The 20,736-nt window shown below is 70.6% G+C and carries 14 protein-coding genes and 1 pseudogene; 7 read left to right on the forward strand and 8 right to left on the reverse strand.

Annotated elements, in window-relative coordinates; genetic code table 11:
• Positions 1-26: 26 nt before the first annotated feature.
• Positions 27-1,283 (reverse strand): FHA domain-containing protein, encoded by a 1,257-nt coding sequence (locus F9B98_RS15865; RefSeq protein WP_191966670.1) that lies wholly within the window; start codon positions 1,281-1,283, stop codon positions 27-29.
• Positions 1,284-1,335: 52 nt separating this feature from the next.
• Positions 1,336-1,530 carry a hypothetical protein gene (locus F9B98_RS04700; protein WP_150953524.1) on the reverse strand — a complete coding sequence of 65 codons (195 nt, stop codon included), beginning with the start codon at positions 1,528-1,530 and terminating at the stop codon, positions 1,336-1,338.
• Between the two features lie 25 nt (positions 1,531-1,555).
• Here F9B98_RS04700 and F9B98_RS04705 point away from each other — a divergent pair, with 25 nt between their 5' ends.
• The 3 genes from F9B98_RS04705 to F9B98_RS04715 all read left to right on the forward strand — a co-directional run bounded on the left by F9B98_RS04705 (position 1,556) and on the right by F9B98_RS04715 (position 3,518).
• Positions 1,556-2,077 carry a CGNR zinc finger domain-containing protein gene (locus F9B98_RS04705; protein ID WP_150953527.1) on the forward strand — a complete coding sequence of 174 codons (522 nt, stop codon included), beginning with the start codon at positions 1,556-1,558 and terminating at the stop codon, positions 2,075-2,077.
• An 86-nt stretch (positions 2,078-2,163) separates the two neighbouring features.
• Positions 2,164-2,502: a GNAT family N-acetyltransferase gene (locus tag F9B98_RS04710; RefSeq protein WP_150953530.1), complete on the forward strand. Its 339-nt coding sequence runs from the start codon at positions 2,164-2,166 to the stop codon at positions 2,500-2,502.
• Entirely contained in the window at positions 2,499-3,518 is a 1,020-nt protein-coding gene (locus F9B98_RS04715; RefSeq protein ID WP_150953533.1) for a pirin family protein, read from the forward strand. Before F9B98_RS04710 ends, F9B98_RS04715 begins: the two co-directional genes overlap by 4 nt.
• 227 nt (positions 3,519-3,745) lie before the next feature.
• Here F9B98_RS04715 and F9B98_RS04720 read toward each other — a convergent pair whose 3' ends face one another.
• The 3 genes from F9B98_RS04720 to F9B98_RS04730 all read right to left on the reverse strand — a co-directional run bounded on the left by F9B98_RS04720 (position 3,746) and on the right by F9B98_RS04730 (position 10,319).
• Positions 3,746-5,146: a hypothetical protein gene (locus tag F9B98_RS04720; RefSeq protein WP_150953536.1), complete on the reverse strand. Its 1,401-nt coding sequence runs from the start codon at positions 5,144-5,146 to the stop codon at positions 3,746-3,748.
• Positions 5,147-5,472: 326 nt separating this feature from the next.
• Positions 5,473-8,973: a S8 family serine peptidase gene (locus F9B98_RS04725; RefSeq protein WP_191966671.1), complete on the reverse strand. Its 3,501-nt coding sequence runs from the start codon at positions 8,971-8,973 to the stop codon at positions 5,473-5,475.
• Positions 8,974-9,194: 221 nt separating this feature from the next.
• The gene (locus F9B98_RS04730) at positions 9,195-10,319 is read right to left on the reverse strand and encodes a M15 family metallopeptidase (protein ID WP_150953542.1); all 1,125 of its coding nucleotides are present in this window, start codon (positions 10,317-10,319) and stop codon (positions 9,195-9,197) included.
• Between the two features lie 131 nt (positions 10,320-10,450).
• Between F9B98_RS04730 and F9B98_RS04735 the strand changes: the two genes are divergently transcribed.
• The gene (locus F9B98_RS04735; protein WP_150953545.1) at positions 10,451-11,554 is read left to right on the forward strand and encodes an Rv2578c family radical SAM protein; all 1,104 of its coding nucleotides are present in this window, start codon (positions 10,451-10,453) and stop codon (positions 11,552-11,554) included.
• Positions 11,555-11,647: 93 nt separating this feature from the next.
• Here the strand turns inward: F9B98_RS04735 and F9B98_RS04740 are convergent, their stop codons facing one another.
• Entirely contained in the window at positions 11,648-12,094 is a 447-nt protein-coding gene (locus F9B98_RS04740; protein WP_150953548.1) for a hypothetical protein, read from the reverse strand.
• Between the two features lie 101 nt (positions 12,095-12,195).
• Positions 12,196-14,352 (reverse strand): DEAD/DEAH box helicase, encoded by a 2,157-nt coding sequence (locus F9B98_RS04745; RefSeq protein ID WP_150953551.1) that lies wholly within the window; start codon positions 14,350-14,352, stop codon positions 12,196-12,198.
• 379 nt (positions 14,353-14,731) lie between these two features.
• Here F9B98_RS04745 and F9B98_RS04750 point away from each other — a divergent pair, with 379 nt between their 5' ends.
• The 3 genes and pseudogenes from F9B98_RS04750 to F9B98_RS16085 form a co-directional block, all read left to right on the forward strand.
• A complete protein-coding gene (locus tag F9B98_RS04750; protein ID WP_150953554.1) occupies positions 14,732-15,364 on the forward strand; it encodes an antibiotic biosynthesis monooxygenase in 633 nt (210 codons plus the stop codon).
• Positions 15,361-16,263 carry an aldose 1-epimerase family protein gene (locus F9B98_RS04755; protein ID WP_150953557.1) on the forward strand — a complete coding sequence of 301 codons (903 nt, stop codon included), beginning with the start codon at positions 15,361-15,363 and terminating at the stop codon, positions 16,261-16,263. The genes F9B98_RS04750 and F9B98_RS04755 overlap by 4 nt, the downstream gene beginning before the upstream one ends.
• A 244-nt stretch (positions 16,264-16,507) precedes the next feature.
• Positions 16,508-17,086 (forward strand): annotated as a pseudogene (locus F9B98_RS16085) (hypothetical protein); the annotation flags it as partial.
• Positions 17,087-17,516: 430 nt separating this feature from the next.
• Here F9B98_RS16085 and F9B98_RS04760 read toward each other — a convergent pair.
• On the reverse strand, positions 17,517-20,678 hold the full coding sequence (locus F9B98_RS04760; RefSeq protein ID WP_150953561.1) for an efflux RND transporter permease subunit: 3,162 nt from the start codon (positions 20,676-20,678) through the stop codon (positions 17,517-17,519).
• Between the last annotated feature and the right edge of the window lie 58 nt (positions 20,679-20,736).

Consider the following 20,736-nt stretch of genomic DNA (forward strand, 5'->3'; position numbering starts at 1 on the left):
CGCCCGCGCGGCGTCGGACGCCGCGTTCAGACCGCCGGGGCGGGCCGCAGCTCGAGGCTCGCGTCTCCCAACCGGAAGCGCGACGTGGCCACCGCGGTGGCCCCGCCGGCGACGCGCTCGACGCGCCCGTCGTCGTGGATGAGGGTGACGCCGTTCGTCGAGTCGAGGTCGGTGACGCTCCACCCCGTGACCGCCCAGTCCAGTCGCGCGTGTTGCTTCGACATCGTGCGCGTGGCATCGGCGACGGCGACGTACTGCACCGTCTCTTCCGCGCCGCTGGGCTTGCGGCCCAGGATCACGGTCCGTCGCGTCAGCGACACCGGCGAGCCATCGGGCAGAGTGAGCGTCCACTCCCCGCGCCGGCGAGAACGCGGACGGGCGGTCTGCTCGAGCTCGTCCAAGGCGGCTGCGGGCGCGGACTCACCGGCCTCCAGGGGCGGCGCCGTGGAATCCGTCGTCTCGGCCACGCGGTCGAAGCCGCTCTCTGCGGACGGCGGGGCAACCGGCTGCTGAGCCACGGAGGGCGGGGCCGCCGACACCGAAGCAGGTGCCGCCGCCGGGGCGGGAGCCGCCACCGGGTCGTGAGTCGCCGGTGCGGGAGCCGCCGCCGGAACGGAAGCCACCGGAGCGGGAGCCGCCGCCGGAACGGGAGTCGCCGGTGCGGGAGCCTCCGCCGGAACGGGAGCCGCCGCCGACCGCCGCCGCGACGGGTGAAGAGAGGTCTGCTCGAACGGCTCCTCGCCGATGTCCACGGGCCCCGGCAGCACGGGAACCGCGATCGGCTCCGCTACCACGGCGGTCGAACGCCGCCGCCCCGCCGTCGCGACCGCGGCAGCCGGCGTTCCCGGAACGGTGGAGATGGGACCGGATGCCGTCTCACTCGGCGCCACCGTGCGCTCCGGGGCGATCTCGCCGGCAGGCGCGGCATCCGTTCGAGGACGAACCGAGAGAGTCGTGGCCCACAGGGGCGGGAAGATGACGGCCAGGGCGGTCGTGCCCGCCCCGCGACCGGCGGTCTCGCCGAGGCGGTGGGCGGCCGTGGCCTTGAGGACGAGACCGTAGATACTGACGCCGGGGATCACGAGCAGGACGGCGCGGACCGGGTCGAGCCGGCCCAGGCGGAAGAGCTCGGCCTCGTTCACGAGCGGGATCCAGGCTCGCCACGGCTCTCCCCCGTGCGTGGCGAAGACGCGCGAGAGCCCGATGGCGTACCAGACGTGCAGAGCGATCACCGGCACGAGGATCGCGCCCGCGATCACCGCGATCAGGCTCAGAGCTAGCATGCATCCTCCGTCAGCAGTCTGCTTCGACGCTACCGTGCGGTGCAGCGCCTCGTCAGCCGATCTCGCGCGTGAGTGCCGTCGGCGGACCGACCGGAGCGGCCTCGAGGTCGACGCGGCGTGCGGCGCATCCGACGCACCGGACGTAGCGCAGGCGTCCGGTACTGGTGACGTGCGCCGATTCCGTGATCCACGCGTGCTCGTGGACGGATGCCGTGGCGGTGAGCGGGACGGTGCGCGAGGCGTTCATGAACTCAGCGTGATGTAATGCCGTTATGCATCTCAACCCTTACGGGGAGTACGCCGTCCTGCTCGCGGCATCGCTGGCGAACGACTGGCCCGCCGACCGCGCGGGCATCGAAACGCGCACCATCGAGATGGGGATGACGATGCGGTTCCCCGTCGCCGCCGACGATCACTCCGGCACCCGCGCCGTCATCGACGAGTGGCTGCGAGTAGTCGACGAGACCGACCCCGACGCGCGCGCCGCTCTGCTGAACGCGCAGATGGCGGCCGTGACGGCCTACCCCCGTCTCACCGATCACGACGGCGAGGGCTGGCACCTTCACTACCGCGACAGCGACGAGGCCCTCCCGCGCGTGCTCGCCGCCGTCATCTCGGTGGGAACCTCGCTGCACCTCGTCACCCGCGGCATGAACCGCCTCGGCCGGTGCGCCGCCGACCCGTGCACGAACGTCGTCGTCGACGTCACGCGCAACGGCCGCCAGCGTTACTGCTCGGTCCGGTGCGCCAACCGCGCCGCCGTGCGGCGGCACCGCGCTCGCGAGCCGCTCTAGCAAACGGCATCCGGGATGCCACGGGGATGGCGGAACACCCGCGCCCGCACGTACGTTGCTGTGGGTACCGACGACAGGAGACCCCCATGGCCGACGAACTGACCGTGACCCGCAACGACGACGCCCGCCGCTACGAGATCCACGTGGGCGACGAACTCGGCGGGTTCCTCGACTTCCGCGCGGTCGACGACGATCGCACCGTGCTCCCCCACACCGAGATCGACCCCGCATTCACGGGCCGAGGCCTCGGGTCCGCCCTCGCGAGCGAGGCGTTGTCCGACCTCGCGCGTCGCGGCGGCAGCGTCATCCCCTCGTGCCCGTTCGTCGCGCACTACCTGCGCGAGCACGACGTGCCCGGCCTCGTGGTCGAGTGGCCCGACGAGGACGACGCCGCCGACTCGGCAGGATCCGGCGAACCCTCGTGACCCGACTCGACGTCGCCCCGCCCGAGTCCGAGGGACCGGTCGACTGCGACGGCCCGCGCGCTCTCGTGGTGGCGGCGCGCGAGGTGCCGCTGGGCGGTGTCCGCGGCATGGAGGTGCACCGCACCCTGCCCCACCGCGCCCTGCCGATGGTCGGCGCGTGGTGCTTCCTCGACCGCTTCGGCCCGCAAGACACCCTCATGCGCGTCGAACCGCACCCGCACATCGGCCTGCAGACGGTGACGTGGCCGATCATCGGCGAGGTCAGACATCGGGATGCCGTGGGCAGCGACGTCGTGGTCCGCCCCGGCGCCCTGAATCTGATGACGAGCGGCGCGGGCATCGCCCACTCGGAGTATTCGGTGGGAGAGGGCCCGATCCCGCTCGACGCGCTGCAGCTCTGGGTCGCTCTCCCCGAATCCCGTCGTCACGGTGACCCCGCGTTCGAGCGCCACGAGGACCTCCCCGTCCTCGACCTCGGCGAGGGTGCCGACGCGGTCGTCGTGATGGGCGAGCTCGGCGGGGTGACTTCACCGGCGACCGTGCACACCCCTCTCGTCGGCGCCGAGCTTCGACTGCCGGCGGGGGTCGACGTGCGCGTCCCCCTCCGCCCCGGCTGGGAGTACGCGATCTGCGGAATGATTGGAACCGTCGAGGCGGCGACGGGAATGGATGCCGTCGACGCCGACGCCGCACGACGGCCGGAGTCGTCGCTGGCGTCCGGGCCTATGGCATCCGTCGATCACACCCGACTGCTCTACCTCGGCAAGGGCCGCGACCACCTCGACCTGCGCAGCGCTGACGGCGCGCGGGTGTTCCTCCTGGGCGGGGAGCCGTTCGAGGCCGACATCGTCATGTGGTGGAACTTCGTCGGCCGTTCGCACGACGAGATCGTCGAGGCCCGCGAGGCGTGGGAAGCTCAGGCGGCGCGCTTCGGAACCGTGATCGACCACGGCCCCGAGCGCATTCCCGCGCCGCCCCTGCCGGCGGTGCGGCTCACGCCGCGGAAGCGGCGGTGATCAGCACGATCGAGGCGCGGTCCCCGCGAACGACGAGATCGGTCGCTGCGAGGCATCCGATCTGATCAGCACGAGAGGTTTCCCACCCAGAAGGACGGGCTGCTCCAGTTGTTCCGACGATGGCCTACGAGATCGCTTGGCACCCCCGGGGTGGCACCCGCGCCACCTTCTGCGGCCCACCGCGCGAGCACGTGACCGCCGGACCGCCGCGCCGACGGCCCCGCCGCTCAGCAGGACGCGGGCTTGACGTAGATCGGGGCCCCCGACCCGCCGTTCCACGCCATCTGCCCGGGCGACGTTCCGACGTCGGTGCTGCGGGAGTAGAAGTACGGCGAGTTGTAGATGTACACCTGCTGCCCGTCGCGCTTGGAGATGGTGACCGAGCCGTTCCAGTTCGCCAGGCGGTGGAAGTCGGAGTTGTTCTGCGACGACAGGGCGGGTCTCTCGTCGCTCTTCTGCAGCACACCCCCGCTCAGCCACATCACGCCGACGTTGCTGGTGCCGTTGAACGTGCGGGCGAACGCCCCGCCCTGCTCGACGTCGGTTTGTGCGCCCGAGCCCACCTGCTCCCACCCCGCGGTGCTGGTCCACTTCCACACGTCGCCGCTCGAGGTGATGGCGCAGACCGCCCCGTCTCGGTAGGGGCTCGCGCTTCCCGCCCCGCTCGAGGCGTATACGCGGACGAAGCCCGTGTTCTGGCCACTTCCGATCGACTCCGGCCCCACCTCCGACCAGAGCACGCCTCCGACGATCCAAAAGCCGGTGGTCCGCGCCTGCCCCGACAGGACGGCGATCTGACTCGCGTCGGTCGAGGCGCCCGTGCCGACCTGCGACCACGGATTCGTGCCATCCCCGCGCCAGACGTCGCCGTTGCTCTTGACCGCGACCGCGTACGACCCGAGGGCGATCACGCCGACGAAGTCGACGTTGTCGCTCGACGAGATGTCGGGTTGGCCGTTGGTGCCCAGCGTGAGGACGCCGCTCTGGATCCAGAGCGCGCGAGCGGCGTTCTCGATCGTGGTCATCTGGCCCGCGCCGGTGGCCCCGCCCGATCCCTGCAACGCCCACCCGCCGGTGCTCTTGCGCGCCCAGATGTCGCCGTTCTGCCGGGCGGCGACGAGCCCCGTGCCGTTGACGTAGACGCGGAGGAAGTCGGTGCCCGACGGTGCGCTGCTGTACGCATCGACGAGCGTTCCCGCCGCGAGCACCTCGACATCCGCGGCCGCGACCTGCCCGGCCGCCGAAGCGGTGATCGTGCCGACGCGGTTGCCGACGACGATGTCGCCGGCCGGAACCGTGGCGTCGCCGTTCGAATCCGTGACGTAGCTGCCGCTGCCGTTGGCCCACGTCCAGCCGCTCGGGAGCGTGAACTGCACGAGCTGGCCCGCGTTCGACGAGGAGGAGTCGAGATGGACGACGACCGCGCCGCTCGTCGCCTGGCAGGCCGTCGTCGACGCGGGCACCTGCGTGAAGGACAACCGCTCTCCGGAGGCGGCGTACGCGGGAGTCGCCGTCATCGCGGCGATCGCGGGGACGCTCCACGCCGCTGCCTGCAGAACGGTGCGCCGCCGCAGAGAAAACGCCGACGACGGAGCGCCCGGCGCCGGATCGGGAGGGGAGTCGTTCATCGGGGTGTCCTGTCGGGGAGGCTGACGTGGGGCGGGCGGAAAAAGTCGTGACGCTTTCGTCGCCGAACGGCGTCGCCGCGCACAGGGCACGAGGCCGCCACCTGTGGAAACCCTGCCGACACCACCTGAGCCGCACAGGGGCGGTGGAGCGACTTCACCTCCCGGAGCCGGTTTTTTCAACCTCGTCGCATGTCAGCATTCGTGCGCGAACGCAGGTGCTCACCCGCTTCACCCGACTCGCCCCTCCCAGACGGGCAAGCTGTTCCCCCGAAGACGCACCGCGGCGCCCGAGCCGAAGCCCGGACGCCGCGATGGGACGCTGCTGCTTAGCGCAGCACGGTGAACGCGCTGCTCGCGCGCGAGGATTCGACCGTGGCGCTTCCGCCGTAGACCGCCTTCACGAGCTTGGCCCCGCGGGTCTGCGGGTCGAGGGTGATGGTCGCCTTGCCGTCCTGCAGGGTGGCGACGTAGTCCTTCCCCACCACGGTGACGGTCACCTCGCCCTGCGGCGTCGGACCACTCTGCGCACGCACCTGCACGGTCAGGGTGAACGTGTCACCCGTGCGACCGACCCACGGAGAGGCGGTGACCGTCGTGAAGGAACGCACGACCACCGGCACACTCGCGCTGTCGGCGGTACCCGTGAGCCCCGTCGCGGGGTCGGTCGCGCTGACCCGCACCGTCAGGACGCGTCCCTGATCAGCACGCTGCACGCGGTACGTCTGCGACGTCGCCCCCACGATGGGCTCGCCGTCGCGCAACCACTGGTACGCCGTCGTCACGTCGGCGGGATCCCACGTGCCCGGGGTCGCCCGGAGGGTCCGGCCGATCGACGCGGTACCCGACACCGTCGGCGCCTCGACGGCGACCGGGGCCGCCACGCCGGAGTCGACGGTGAGCACCGTCTGCACCTCGGACTCGCCGTAGCGGACCACACCGAGATACCGGGTCTCGGGCGCCAGCCCCTGCCACGACAGGTCGTACGACGCCGCCTCACCCTGCTGCACGGGGAGGGGGTTCGGCGAGGCGGTGAGCTGCCCCTCCCCGCCCGGAGTGACGTTGGCGTACGTCATGTCCCAGGTGAAGGGATCGGTGAACGAGTAGATGTTCGCCTCGATCAGGTACGTGCCCGGAGTGGGGTTCGGCAACGTCACCCGCTCGTCGGCCGAGGCCGTCGCGGAGGTGAACCGCTCGTAGTAGCGCAGGTCGTCGGGGCTGACCACGCGCGAGACGAACAGGTCGAGATCGCTCCCGGTGTCGTCCGACGAGTTCAGGTCGAAGCGCGAGAGGGTCGTCCCCTCGGGCACCTCGACGGTCCACCGCACGTACCCGTCGGCGTCACCGGAGTCCTGGTTTCCGGTGTGGCCCTCGACGGGGTTGTCGGCGTCGGTCAGCAGCGTCTGCTTCGCCAGACCCGACAGCGTCAGCGGCAGCTCGCCCCCGACACCCGGCAGGATCTCGACCGTGGTCGATCCCGACAGACCCGTGCCCGACACCTCGGCCGGGGCCTCGGCGGTGGCGGGGCGCACGGCGATGGGCGAGCGCACCTGCGTGCCGTCGCCGGTCCAGGTGAGGAAGCCGCTCGTCCACTGTTCGGCCGCGGCGTCCGTTCGCGAGAAGGTCACGGTGAACGTCTTCTGCTCGTCCGCCGCGCCGAACGTGAGCGTCGACGGCTCGACCGTGGCATCCACTCCGGGAATGTCGATGGATGCCGAGAACGTTCCGGCCCTCGTCGAGGTCACCGTGCGCGTGACGGTCTGCGGCTTCGCGAGCGAGCCGATCGAGATCGACGCGAGGTTGAGGTCGCTGCCGTCGATCGGGGCGACACCGAAGTCCTCCAGACCCTTGCCCTGCAGGAACGCGGCCCAGTCGGCCGGACCGTTGAGGTACAGCAGGCCCGGGTCGAAGTACTTCGTCGGGTCGACGTGTCCCGCGCCCTGCGCGAACGGATCCTGAGCGGGGGCACCCTCGGCGTCGACGGTGTCGTACGCGGTGGTCATCATCGCGGACTTCACCTCGGCGGGAGTCGCGAGCGGACGCTCGCCCAGGTACAGCGCACCGAGACCGGCGACGTGGGGCGACGACATCGACGTGCCCGAGAGGAACTCGAACGTCGGGGTGGCGCCGGGCGCGTTGGCGGCGGCTGCGAGGATCGCGACACCGGGGGCCGACACGTCGGGCTTGAGGATGTCGCTGCCGTCGGCGAGCATCGGGCCGCGGCTCGAGAAGCCCGCGACCTGGGGCGTGGGCGTCGTCTCGCCCGTGACGTTCTCTCCCACGAGGGTCGCGGTGGCATCCGCCGTACCGCGCACGTAGGCGAGCAGAGCGTCGCGGTACCGAGCGTCGATGTGCACGGTGGGCACCGAGTGGAAGTCGTTGTCGACCGAGGCCGGCGTGACGTTGACGAGGATCATGCCCACGCCACCGGCATCCTTCACGGCTTGCGACTTTTCGACGCGCGCGTTCTGTCCGCGATCGCACACGACGATCGTGCCGGCGACCTTCGCGGGGTCGAGCGATCCGATGAGGCACAGCGCGGCATTCGCCGGATCGGCTCCGGATGCCGCGACGTCACCCGCGTAGACCACGGGAGCCGTGACGTCCTGACCTTCGCGGACCGAGACCGTCGCGCCGGCGGCCTGGAAACCGTCGGGCAGCTTCACAGTTCCCTCGTAGGTCGGGATCGTGGATGCCGCGACCGTGGTGTACCAGGGCGAGGCGTGGTCGGCGGTGGAGGCACCGGGGCCGGAGTTGCCGGCCGAGACCGAGACGAACACGCCGGCGGCTGCGGCGTTGAAGAACGCCTGATCCTCGAGGGCGAGGGTGGTGGTGGCCGCCCCTCCGCCGATCGAGTAGTTGATGACGTCGACGCCGTCGGACACCGCGGCGTTGATCGCGCCGAGCAGGTCGCTCAGGGCGCAGACGTCGTCGGTGGTGACGAGCGGGTCGGGACCCGCCCAGCACGCCTTGTACGCGGCGACCTTGGCGGCCGGGGCGACGCCCGAGATGGCGCCGAAGTCGACACCCTCGACGCTCGCGTCGACGCCGTTGTTGCCCGCTGCGGTGCTCGCGGTGTGCGAGCCGTGCGCGTCGCCGTCGCGCGGCGAGCGGTAGTCGGCCTCGAAGGTGAAGCCGGTGGCCGCCGCCCCCTGGTCGAAGTAGCGCGCGCCGACGAGCTTGGTCGAGTAGTCGGAGAGCGACCAGCCGTTGCCCTCGGCCACGCGCGTCGAGCGGAAGTCCGTGCCGTCGCCCTTGCGGAAGACCACGTCGTTGCCGTCGAGGTAGGGCTCCGAGCCGGCGGTGGTGCCGAGCTGCTCACCCGCGAACGCCGGGTTCTCGGGCGCGATACCGGTGTCGATCACGCCGACGACGACGCCCTCGCCGGCGGAGCCGATACCGCCGACGCGGTTCCAGACGCCGTTGTCTCCCTCGAGTCCGAGGAACTCGGTCGACGGGACGGCCACCGGGTGGCGGATCTCGTCGGGGACGACCTTCTGCACGCCCTTGGTCGCGGCGAGCTTGGCGGCCTGGTTCGGGTCCATGCTCGCGCTGAAGCCGTTGACGGCGATCGTGTAGGTGGCGTCGGGGCGGACGCCCGCCTCGTCGGCGACGTTCTGCTGCCGCTCCTCGAGGAAGGCGGAGTACTTCCGCGCTTGCGGGGTGTCGGTGTCGAGTCGCGCTTCGTCGGACTTGGTGGCATCCAGGCCCGGCTCGCCGCCCTCGTAGGTGGCGACGGGGGCTTCGTCGAGGACGACGATGTACCGGCCCGTGGCCGACTCGATGGGTGTGGGAGGCGTCACCCCCTCGCCCACATCGGCAGCCTGCACGGCTGTGGCTCCGGCAACGGTAAACAGTCCGGCCAGGGAAATGGCCGCGACCGAACGCAGGGTTCGACCCATGGTGCGCTCCAAACGGGGGGATGAATGAGCGATCTGCGCGACAACGGTGGCGCGCGTTGCACAAACATAACTCAGAGCGGTTTCATCACCAACGTTCAGTTTGCACGGAGTGCAAAGACGGGGGCGCGGTGAGGCCGCCGCGCCAGGCGTCAGTACGTCGGTGCCGCCGGCAGACCGAAGAACTCCTCGAGGGTCGTGAAGCCGCCCTCGTGGTAGGCCCGGGCGAGCTCGGGACCGATGTAGCGCAGGTGCCACGCCTCGGGCTCGTACCCGCTCACGCTCTCGCGCCCCTCGGCGTATCGGGTGATGAATCCGTACTCCCACGCGTGCTCGCGCACCCAGGCGCCCTGCGGTGAGGCAGCCACGTCGTCGAGCGTCTTGCAGGAGCCGTTGCAGGGGACGATGTCGACGGCCATCCCCGACTGGTGCTCGCTGAAGCCGGGTCGCGCGCTCTCGCGATCGGCCTCGGCCACGCCGCCGATCGCGACGCGTCCCGCGTAGGTCGACTTCTGCGTCGTGTACGAGCGGTAGGCGCTGAGGTAGCCGATCTCGCCGGCCCCGGCCTCGGAGGCGGCCTTCACGAGAGAGGTCAGCGCCCGAGCGGCGGGGGCGCGCAGAGCGGAGTCCTCGAGGGCGCGCACGTTGTCGGGCATGACCAGGTCGCTCGGCTGGTAGTCGACGGGGTCGTACGGACGCTGCTTGTTGACGACGAGCCATTCGCGGTTCGGGTCCGAGAGCGAGACGCAGGGGGCGATCCCGGATGCCACCGCTGCGCGGAACGCCTGCCCGCCGCCGGCCGCGTCGATGACGGCGGCGTCGTCGCCGGAGGCGAGTGCTGCGGTGAAAACGGGGTCGTCGCAGGGGGTCGCGGTGGCGGCGACGGCCGTCAGTTGCGGGACGGGAATGCCGTCGTCGGCGACGGGCGGAGGACCGTCGATCTGTGCGACGGCCTCGGTCGCCGCGTCGGGTTCTCCGCCGGAGGCCGCCGCCCCGATCGCCACCGCACAGCCGGCGACGACGATCACGGCCGCGGCGACCACGGCGAGACGCCGCCGCAGGAGCACCGGAGCGAGTCGGCGTACGCCGCTGCGGCCGGGCCGTGCGGCGTCGGGCGCGGGGGTCTCGCGACGACGCTCGCGGCGGGTCGGAACCGCCGACTCGACGGGGGTGTCCTCCACGGGCGCCGCGGGAAGGGCCAGCGCCGCAGTCGCGAGTCGCTCGGCCTCGGCGCGCGCGGCGCGGCGGGGCGAGGACTCGGGATCGTGGCTGGTCATCACCCCTATTCTCGCCCGCGCATGCGGAGCGGTCGACCCGGGGTACCGACGAGGGAGAACTCGTCGACATCACTGTCGATCCGACAGCATGCGACGTTGCCATTTTCTCGAACATGTGTTCGACTGGGCGTATGAGATGGCAGGGCCAGCAACTGGGAGTCGACGACACCTCCGCGCTCCCCGGCATGGAGCGGATGGACGGCCTCGTCCGGTCGATCACGACCCCCGAGTTCGCCGGGATGACGTTCCACGAGGTGCTCTGCAAAAGCGCCTTGAATCGCGTTCCCGGCGCCTCGGCGATGCCGTTCGACTGGACCGTGAATCCGTATCGTGGCTGCAATCATCAATGCATTTACTGCTTTGCTCGAAAAACACATGAATACCTCGACCTGGATTACGGGGCCGACTTCGACTCGCAGATCGTGGTGAAGGTCAACGTCGCCGACGTCCTGCGCACCGAGCTGCGCCGGGGGTCGTGGGCGCGCGAACCGGTGATGCTCGGGACGAACACCGACCCCTATCAGCGCGCCGAGGGGCGGTATCGCCTCATGCCCGACATCGTCGGTGCCCTCACCGACAACGGCACCCCGTTCTCGATCCTCACCAAGGGGACGTTGCTGCGTCGTGACCTGCCGCTGCTGGCCGAGGCCTCGCAACACGTCACGGTCACGTTGGCGATGTCCATCGCCGTGTTCGACCATACGCTCCAGCACTCGATCGAACCGGGCACTCCGAGCGCCGAGGCGCGACTCGAGACCGTGCGCGCGGCGACCGCGGCGGGCTTCCGCGTGACGGTGTTCCTCATGCCGATCATGCCGCACCTCACCGACTCGGTCGCGGCCCTCGACGACGCCCTGGCCCGTATCCGCGAGGCCGGTGCCGCGCGCGTCGTCTACGGCGCCCTCCACCTGCGGCCCGGGGCCAAGCAGTGGTTCTTCCAGTGGCTCGAGCGCGAGCATCCGCACCTGGTGTCGTCGTACCTCGGGCTGTACCCGGGAGTTTCGACGACGGCGCCCAAGGCGTACCGCACGTGGCTCGGCAAACGCATGCGTCCCCTGCTGCGCATGCACCGTCTCGACGGGTGGGACGAGGACGACCATCCTCGCGGGCGTCCCCAGCCCGGGTTGGCCGCACGGACACCGCCCGCCAGCAGCCTCGGTCCGATCCGTCTCACCGGGGTCTCGGCATCCGCTCGTCCGCGCGTCGCACCCGCGAGCGAGCCGACGCTGTTCTGAGCTGCGGGGAGCGGCGGGAGTCAGCAGGAAGCGGGCCGCCCACAGGTAGGCCAGTTGGCCGGGTTCGGTGGATGCCGCGAACCCTACCCGCTTTCACGGACCGTAGTACGACTCGAAACTCCAGACGTCGCCGTCGGCCTGCGCGATCACGCAGCCCTCCACGCACATCGCGACCCGTTCGACGGCGGTGTTCGCCTGGGAGGGCGGAGCGTCCAGCGGGTTCGCCACGAACGAACCCGTGGAGGTCACGGACATCTCGGTCGTCGCGGTCAGCCCCGCCGCGGTCGCCGTGAGAGGCGCCGACCGGTCGCCGACGACGATGTCGCCCGCGGGGACCGTGGCGTCCCCCTGCGCGTCGGTCACGTAGCCCCCGCTGCCCGTCGTCCAGCTCCAGCCGCTCGGGAGCGAGAACTGCACGAGCTGGCCCGCCGTCGCGGACCCCGAGAGCCGGGCGACGATCGAACCCGTCGTGCGGTGACAGGCGACCGTCTCGTCGGGCACCTGCGTGATCGAGAGGTTTCGTGCGGGGACCGCGCGCATTTCACCCCTCCGCTCTCGAGATCGCCGGGGTCCCGGCATCCGGAATGCACGAAACCCCCGTCGCGGCGGGAACCGGGCGACGGGGGTTTCGGCCGCGGGTGTTACGCGTCGACGTTCGACAGCTGACGGCCCGAGAGCTCCTCGAGCACGTCGTCGCCGAGCTGCGTGTCCTCGAAGGGAGCCTCGATCTCGGCGCGGTCGAGCAGCTCGGTCATGCGCCGACGACGCTGGCGCGTGATCAACGTGACGACGGTGCCGCTGCGACCGGCGCGACCCGTGCGGCCCGAACGGTGCAGGTACGTCTTGTACTCGTCGGGAGCGTCGGCCTGGATGACCAGGTCGATGTCGTCGACGTGGATGCCGCGGGCGGCGACGTCGGTGGCGACGAGCACGTTGACGCGACCCGAGGTGAGCTTCTCGAGGTTGCGCGTGCGCTTCTGCTGGTTGAGATCACCGTGCAGGGCGACCGCGGCGATGCCGGCCTCGTCGAACTGCTCGGCGAGCATCTCGGCATAGGCGCGGGTGCGGGCGAAGACGAGCGTCTTGCCCTCGCGGTCGACGAGCGAATCGAGGATCTGCGCCTTGTCGCGGTGCTCGATCACGAGGACGCGGTGCTCGATCGTGCTCGAGTCCTGGTCTTCACCGGCGACCTCGTATACGGCGGGCTCGATGAGGAACTCATCGACGAGGGCCGCGACCTCACGGTCGAGCGTGGCCGAGAAGAGAAGCTTCTGGCTGCCCTCGGCGGTGGCGCGGAGGATGCGCTGCACGGGCTCGAGGAAGCCGAGCTCGCACATGTGGTCGGCCTCGTCGAGCACGGCGATCTGCACATCGGACAGGTCGAGCTTGCCCTGGTTGAGCAGATCCTCGATGCGGCCGGGGGTGCCGATGACGATGTCGACGCCCTTCTTCAGCGCGCCGACCTGGCGCGCCTGCGGCACACCGCCGTAGACCTGCGTGGTGAACAGGCCGACGCTGCGGGCGATGACCTGGACCGTGCGGTCGATCTGCAGGGCGAGCTCGCGAGTGGGGGCGAGGATGAGCGCCTTGGGGGCGCGCCCGAACTCACGACGCTTGCCGGCCTGCGCGCGCAGGATGCTCTCGACCAGCGGCGCGCCGAAGGCGATGGTCTTGCCCGAGCCGGTGCGGCCGCGAGCGAGGACGTCGCGGCCCTCGAGGATCGGAGCGACCGTGGCCGCCTGGATCGGGAAGGGCTTCTCGGCGCCGAGACCGGCGAGGGCGCGGACGATGTTGTCGCCCAGCCCCAGGTCGGCGAAGCCGGCGTCGGTCACGGTCGCGGCATCCACGGCCTCGGCCTGCAGACGCTCGTGCACCACGTCGACGCGCTGCTCGTGCTCGGCGGAGCGCTTCGGAGTGCTGTTCCAGTCGCTGCGGCTGGGGCCGTCGTTGCGACGGGGGCGGTCGTCGAAGGAGCGCGCGGGGCGGTCGTCGAACGAACGGCGGGGGCGCTCGTCACGGTCGAACGAGCGCGCGGGACGGTCGTTGCGGTCGAACGAGCGCGTCGGACGGTCGTTCCGGTCGAACGAACCGGCCGGACGGTCGTCGAACGAACGGGTCGGGCGGTCGCTCCGGTCGAACGAACGGGCCGGACGGTCATTGCGGTCGAAGGACCGCGCGGGACGCTCACCAGCTTCACGACGGGGACGCTCGTCACGGTCGAAAGAACGAGCCGGACGGTCGTTCCGGTCGAACGAGCGGACAGGACGCTCGTCGAACGAGCGACGAGGGCGCTCGTCGCGGTCGAACGAACGGGCCGGACGGTCATTGCGGTCGAAGGACCGCGCGGGACGCTCACCAGCGTCACGACGGGGACGCTCGTCGCGGTCGAACGAACGGGCCGGACGGTCGTTGCGGTCGAAGGACCGCGCGGGACGCTCACCAGCGTCACGACGGGGACGCTCGTCACGGTCGAACGAACGAGCCGGGCGGTCGTTCCGGTCGAACGAACGCGCGGGACGGTCGTCGAACGAACGGCCCGGACGGTCGTCGCGCGCCGACGTGCGGATGTTGCGGGCCTCGGTGCGGCCGGCGCGGTCGGCCGCGTTCCAGCGACGCTTATCGGGGGTCGCCTCCGACTCGGGACGGTAGCCGCGGTGGTTGGGGCTCTTGCTGCCGGGCTTGGCGGGACCCTCGGCACCGGGGCGACGCTTGCGGTCCTGAAACGAGGTCTTGGCGCCGTAGCGGGGCTCGAAGTTCTTCGCGGCGCGACCGCCGGCGGGCTTCTTGTTCTTGGGCATGGAAAACTTCCTGGGTTCTGTTCGCGCGAAACAGCGGCACCGCTCGTGGCGGTGCGAAACCCGGACTGTCGTCGGCCGGGGGCCAGTTCACTAGTGATGGTCGAGGCCGCGATCGCGTCCTGTCCATCGGCCCCTTGGACTCACAAACCCATCCGCGCATCACGCACGGTGTCCAGAGCCGACCGCACCACGTTACCGGTCGCGCCTGGGAATGGCATCCATGCCCCTGCCCGTCATGAGAACAGGGCGAGCGAGGAGAACAGGGCGATTTCGCGCTGAACCACCTGTTCTCGCGACACCCTCCTGTTCTCGTGACAGACCGGACCTCTCGTCGCGGCGGACGCCGACGGACGCGGCGCACCTGACGGAAGATAGACGCATGGCAGACACCGACGCCCACCCCATCACGGTGGCGATCGAGCGGCGCATCGACCCGACGCGCACCGCCGAAGCGACCTCCTGGATGCAGGCCGGCACCGACCTCGCGACCGCTTTCCCGGGCTTCCTCGGCTCGGGCTGGGTGCGCGCGGGCGAAGACAGCGACCTCTGGTACATGCTCTACCGATTCCGCGACATCACGACGCTCGAGGAGTGGGAGAGCTCGACGCAGCGCCAGTGGTGGCTCGACTCGGGCCGCCCGTTCGCCCGCGAGGAGCGCAGCGAACGCCGCACCGGGATCGAGGGCTGGTTCGACGCCCCCACCGGATCGGTTCTCGAGGCGGCGACGGCGACGGATGCCGGGACCCAGCCGATCCACCAACCGGTGCCCGCGGCTCCCCCGCGCTGGAAGCAGGCGGTGACGATCTGGGTCGGCTTCTTCCCGACGAACCTCGCGGCGTCGTGGCTGTTGGGTTTCGTTCCGGGCTTCGCCGAGATCCCGCTCGTGCTGCGCGTGCTCGCCACGACCCTCATGCTCACCCCCGTCATGACCTACGCGGTGCTCCCGTGGGTCACCCGCCTGCTGCGGCCCTGGCTGCAGCGTCCGCCCCGCACGCGAAAGGCCTCGTCATGACCGCCGACCCCACGGGACGCCGCTTCCACCTCCGCGGCCCGCACTCCTCCGCCGAGATCACGCAGGTGGGCGCCGCGCTGCGCGCGCTCACGGTCGACGGCGTCGACCTGGTGCCCCGCTATCCCGACGACCTGCCCACGCCCGCGGCATCCGGAGTCGTCCTCGTCCCGTGGCCGAACCGCATCCGCGACGGCAAGTACACCTTCGGCGGCGACGACCTGCAGCTCGCCATCAGCGAGCCGAAGTTCGGCAACGCCAGCCACGGCCTCCTGCGCTTCGGCACGTACCAGGCGGTCGAGCACACCGAGGAGCGGCTCGTCCTGGGTGCCGACGTCGTTCCGCAGACGGGGTACCCGTTCCACCTGCGCACCCTCGTGACCTACCAGCTGGAAGCGGACGGTCTGCGCGTCACCCACGACATCGAGAACGTCGGCGCGACGGCGGCGCCGGTCGCCCTCGGGGTCCACCCCTACCTGCAGATCGGCGGGGTCCCGACCGAAGACCTCGTGATCCACTCGACCGGCACGACCACGCTCGTGCTCGACGAGCGCAACATCCCCGTCGACGAGGTGCCGGTCGGCCCCGGCACGGATCTGCGCGCGGGCGTGCGGTTGGGAGACGCGGCGCTGGACAACGGCTACCGAGGGATGGATCGGGATGCCGCGGGCCACGCGACGCACACCCTCACGTCCCCCGACGGCCGGCGTCTGACGCTGTGGCAGGACGAGGGGTTCCGCTGGGCGCAGGTGTTCACGACAGATCGCTATCCGGGACACCCCCTGGCCGTCGCCATCGAGCCGATGACCGCACCGGCCAACGCTTTCGCCACCGGAATCGATCTGGAAACGGTCGAGCCGGGTGCGCGAATGACGAGGAATTGGGGCATCACCTTCGCCTGAACCCCCCTTCTTGTCCCCCAAATGGGGGACAAGCAAATGCGCATATGACCTGGGAATTTCCCAGGCAAGCCCTTTCCCAGGAAAGCGGCGCGAACGATACCATGAGGCCTGACGGATTCCGTCGTAGCCGGGGGAGGCAAAGGAACAAGGTTTCCCGCGGTTTGTACCCGAACGAGCCGACGGGGGCCGGGGATCTCGCGATGAGGGGGGATCGCCGTTCCGTCCAGAGGAAAGATCCCCCATCATGAGCACCTCGCTCCGCTTCGCCGACCCTGTTTCCTTCTCGGTGCCGCTGCTCAGCGGTTTGACGCGACGCCTGCGCACGCTGCCGTCGCTGCACGTCGGCGCCGCAGCCCTCGCCGTGCTCGTCGGCGGGCTGCTGCTCTCGATCGCCACGACGAGCGACCCGCTGTGGTGGCAGCTGCATTTCAGCCAGCTGGGGATCTTCGGCGACCTGTCGAGCGCATTCTTCAATACGACGCTCAAGGTGAGCGGAATGATCGTCGTGGTCTTCGCCTTCTGCGTGCGTCGTGATGTCGTGCGCCTCGGTCGCGGCCCCGTGCGCCGCGGCGCAGCGACCGCCGCATTCATCTGCCTGAATGTCGTCGGCGTCAATCTCGCGCTCGTGGGCTGCATTCCCCTCAACACCGACAAAGACCTTCACGACAAGGTCGCAGGATCGATGGTGCTGGGTTTCCTCGCTCTGCTGGTGAGCGCGCCGTTCCTGTTCCACCGTCTCGGCAAGCTCATGGCCATCGGCACCGGCGTCGCGACCGTGTGGCTGATCATCTCGATCACGCTCTTCGTGTCGGCCACGATCAACCTCGCCCTGTTCGAGACCATCTCGTGCGCGGCGATGTTCGCGTGGTCGGGCATGTTCACGCGCATCCTCGCCTCCGCGGCGACGGGCGCCGCATCCGAGCAGACCGTCGCGTCCGACGTCGCGCCCACGCTCGCCTCGCGACAGCACACGCCGGCCCGACGCGCCCGCCGCTCGCCGGCGCGGGCGACGATCGCCGTCCGACTCTCGCGCCCCACCGGCGTCCGGCGTCCCTCGCGCGCGACGCTGACCCTCCACTCCCCTCGCACCGCGACTGTGGCGCGCCTGCACGGCGCGGTTCTCGACCCCGCGGGGACCGCGAGCGTCACCGACAGCGTCACCGCCTGTACGCCGACCCGCGACCGTCGGCGTGTCTCGACGCTGACCGCACCGCCGTCGGGACGCCGACAGACGGCATCCCGACGACCGGGGGTCAGTGCTTCTCGCGCAGCTCGCGGCGGCTCAGCGGGTGCCCGTCGTCGGCCGTCGGCGCGACGGGCTCTGCCTCTCGCGCCGCCCGCCGCTCGCGGCGCCGCTCGCTCGCTCCTTCGATGAGGTTGTAGAGCGTCGGCAGCACGAGCAGCGTCAGCACGGTCGACGACACGAGTCCGCCGATCACGACGACCGCGAGCGGCTGCGAGATGAAGCCGCCGTGTCCGGTGATCCCGAGCGCCATCGGCACCAGGGCGAAGATCGCCGCGAGGGCCGTCATGAGGATCGGGCGCAGGCGTCGCGCACCGCCGATGACCGTGGCCTCGAGAACGCTCAGGCCGCGGGCGCGGTACTGGTTCACGAGGTCGATGAGCACGATCGCGTTGGTCACGACGATGCCGACGAGCATCAGCGCGCCGATCATGCCCGCGACCCCGAGCGGCACCCCGGTGACGAGCAGCATGAGGATGGCTCCGGTCGCCGCGAAGGGCACCGACACGAGCAGCTCGAGCGGCTGTCGCAGCGACTTGAAGGTCGCCACCATCACGACGTAGACGATGAGGATCGCCGCGAGCAGGGCGAGGCCGAGCTGACCGAAGGCATCCGCCTGGTCGGTGACCGAACCGCCCACCTCGGCGGTGGCGCCCTGCGGCAGGGCGGTGTCGGCGAGCGCCGCGTTCACCGTCGACGAGGAGCTGCCGAGGTCGTCGGTCGTGGGGGTCACGGTGATGGTGGCCGTCTGCAGACCGCGCGCGGTCGAGATGGAGGGCGGGGTCTGGCTCTGCTCCACCGTGGCGATCTCGTCGAGACGCACGGTGCCGCGCGCACTGGGGATCTCGAGCGCCCGCAGATCGTCGATCGTCTTCGGCGAATCAGCGGTGGCGACGTAGACGGTGACCCCGCGCCCGTCGATCTCGACGGTGCCGGCCTGCCGCGGCTGCTGAGCTGCCGAGACGAGGGCGCCCACCGCGCGCTCCGAGAGCCCGCGCTCCGACGCGGCGTCGCGGTCGACGCGCACCGAGATGAAGGGAAGGGATGCCGAGAGGCTGCTGGTGACCTGGCCGATGCCGTCTCGCCCCTGCAGGCTCGCCACCACCGCGTCGCTCGCCTGCTGCAGCGACTGACCGTCGGCCGCGGTGACGTCGACGGTGATGCCGGCCGAGCCGAGTCCGCCCCCGGAGGCCGCGACCTGGATGTCGCCCGCGTCGGGCAGCGCCTCGAGCTCGGTACGAACGCGGTCGCGGAGCTCGACCTGGTCGACGCCCGACTCCGAGGTGATCGAGTACGTGATGCCCGAGCCTCCGCCCGAGAACGCATCGCGCAGAGCGGAGCCGCTCGAGCCGATCGAGGTCTGCACGGTCTGGACGCCGGCGGTGTCGAGCAGAACCGCCTCGACCTTCTGGGCCGCCGCGTCCTCGGCATCCAGGCTCGGGGCGGAGCCGATCCTCTGCGTCACGGTGAAGGTGTTCTGGCCGGAGTCGCCGAGGAAGTCGGTCTTGAGCAGGGGGACCGACGCGAGCGTTCCGCCGAGCACGAGAACGGCGAGAGTGAGGGTGACCCACGAGTGCTTCAGCGTCCAGCGCAGCACCGGGACGTAGGCCTTCTGCAGGCGCGAGGGCGGCGCGGTCGGCGATTCGGGGTCGACCGGGTTGCCCTCGGCATCACGGATCACCGTTCCGGGCCGCAGGAACCACGACGCGAGCACGGGCACGATGGTGAGCGAAACGAGCAGCGACGCCGCCATCGCGATCGTCACGGTCAGCGCGAAGGGCCGGAACAGTTCGCCGGTCACATCCCCCACGAAGGCGATCGGGAGGAAGACCGCGACGGAGGTGATCGTGGACGCCGTGATGGCCGCCGCGACCTCGCGCACCGCTCGCACGATCGTCGGGATCTTGTCGGCGTCGCCGACGTAGTGCCGCTTGATGTTCTCGATCACAACGATCGAGTCGTCGACGACGCGGCCGATCGCGATGGTGAGGGCACCGAGGGTCAAGATGTTCAGCGAGTAGCCGAACGCCTGGAGCCCCACGAAGGTGATGAGCACGCTCGTCGGAATCGAGATCGCCGTCACGAGCGTCGAGCGCACCGACAAGAGGAAGACCAGGATCACGATGACGGCGAAGACGAGACCGAGGAGCCCCTCCTGGGCGAGAGCCTCGATCGACTGCTCGACGAACGGCGCCTGGTCGAACACGACCGTGAACATCGCGCCCTGGCCGAGCTCGGATTCGAGGCCGGGAAGCGCCGCCAGCACTCCCCGCGAGACGTCGACGGTGTTGGCGGCGGGGAGCTTGGTGACGGCGATCGTCAGGGCCGGCTGCCCGTCGACCCGCGACAGGGTTGTCACGGGGTCGGGCTCGAGCGCGACCGTCGCGACGTCGCTGATCTTCGTCTGGCCCGCCTGGAACTGCGCGGCGTCGGTGGGAACGAGCGGGAGCGCGGAGATCTCGTCGACGCTGGTCAACTTCGATCCCGTCTGCACGGTGAGTGTCTGATCGCCCTCGGTCAGCGAGCCGCCGGGGAAGAGCACCCCGTTCGCGTCGAGGGCGTCGGTGATCGCCTGCTGACTGAAGCCGCGCTCGGCGAGCTTCGTCGTGTCGGGGGTGATGGTCACGCGCTGGGCGGTCCCGCCGACGATCTGGGCGCCGTTGACGCCCGCGACGTCTTCGAGGTCGGGCACGACGCTGTTCTGAAGGATCGACTGCGTCGCCTGCGCGTCGGTGAATCCCGTCACAGCGAGCTGGATGACGGGGAAGTCGTCGATGCTCGCCGAGGCCACGGTGGTGTCGGCCGAGTCGGGCAGCTGGTCTTTGATGCGCGCGATCGCGGCCAGGATCTTCTGCTGGGCCCCCGCGAGGTCGGTGCCGTAGGTGAACTTCGCCGACACGATCGACGAGTTCGTCGTGCTCGTCGCGGTGGTGGATTCGAGCCCCTCCACGCCGCGGATGGCGTTCTCGATCGGCGTCGACACGTCGGTCTCGACGACCTCGGGCGAGGCGCCCGGGTAGGTCGTGACGACGGCGAGCTGCGGGAACTCGATCGAGGGGATGAGCTCCTGCTTGAGGCTGGTCAACGCGAGCCCGCCGAAGATCGCCGCGACGATCGTGACGAGGGCGATGAGGGCGCGGTTCTTCAGGCTCAGGACGGCCAGATACGACACGGGGAGACCCTCCGGGTAAGTCCGATACAGGAATGTATCGAAGCTCAGTATCCCATGC

The organism is Microbacterium testaceum StLB037, from assembly GCF_008763945.1.
Classification (GTDB): domain Bacteria; phylum Actinomycetota; class Actinomycetes; order Actinomycetales; family Microbacteriaceae; genus Microbacterium; species Microbacterium testaceum_G.

Excerpts from the sequence above, each read along its gene's own strand:
- F9B98_RS04750 (WP_150953554.1), top strand. The coding sequence starts at position 14,732 with ATGGCAGACACCGACGCCCACCCCATCACGGTGGCGATCGAGCGGCGC.
- F9B98_RS04735 (WP_150953545.1), top strand. The coding sequence starts at position 10,451 with ATGAGATGGCAGGGCCAGCAACTGGGAGTCGACGACACCTCCGCGCTC.
- F9B98_RS04755 (WP_150953557.1), top strand. The coding sequence starts at position 15,361 with ATGACCGCCGACCCCACGGGACGCCGCTTCCACCTCCGCGGCCCGCAC.
- F9B98_RS15865 (WP_191966670.1), bottom strand. The coding sequence starts at position 1,283 with ATGCTAGCTCTGAGCCTGATCGCGGTGATCGCGGGCGCGATCCTCGTG.
- F9B98_RS04700 (WP_150953524.1), bottom strand. The coding sequence starts at position 1,530 with ATGAACGCCTCGCGCACCGTCCCGCTCACCGCCACGGCATCCGTCCAC.
- F9B98_RS04740 (WP_150953548.1), bottom strand. The coding sequence starts at position 12,094 with ATGCGCGCGGTCCCCGCACGAAACCTCTCGATCACGCAGGTGCCCGAC.
- F9B98_RS04710 (WP_150953530.1), top strand. The coding sequence starts at position 2,164 with ATGGCCGACGAACTGACCGTGACCCGCAACGACGACGCCCGCCGCTAC.
- F9B98_RS04745 (WP_150953551.1), bottom strand. The coding sequence starts at position 14,352 with ATGCCCAAGAACAAGAAGCCCGCCGGCGGTCGCGCCGCGAAGAACTTC.
- F9B98_RS04730 (WP_150953542.1), bottom strand. The coding sequence starts at position 10,319 with ATGACCAGCCACGATCCCGAGTCCTCGCCCCGCCGCGCCGCGCGCGCC.
- F9B98_RS04720 (WP_150953536.1), bottom strand. The coding sequence starts at position 5,146 with ATGAACGACTCCCCTCCCGATCCGGCGCCGGGCGCTCCGTCGTCGGCG.
- F9B98_RS04705 (WP_150953527.1), top strand. The coding sequence starts at position 1,556 with ATGCATCTCAACCCTTACGGGGAGTACGCCGTCCTGCTCGCGGCATCG.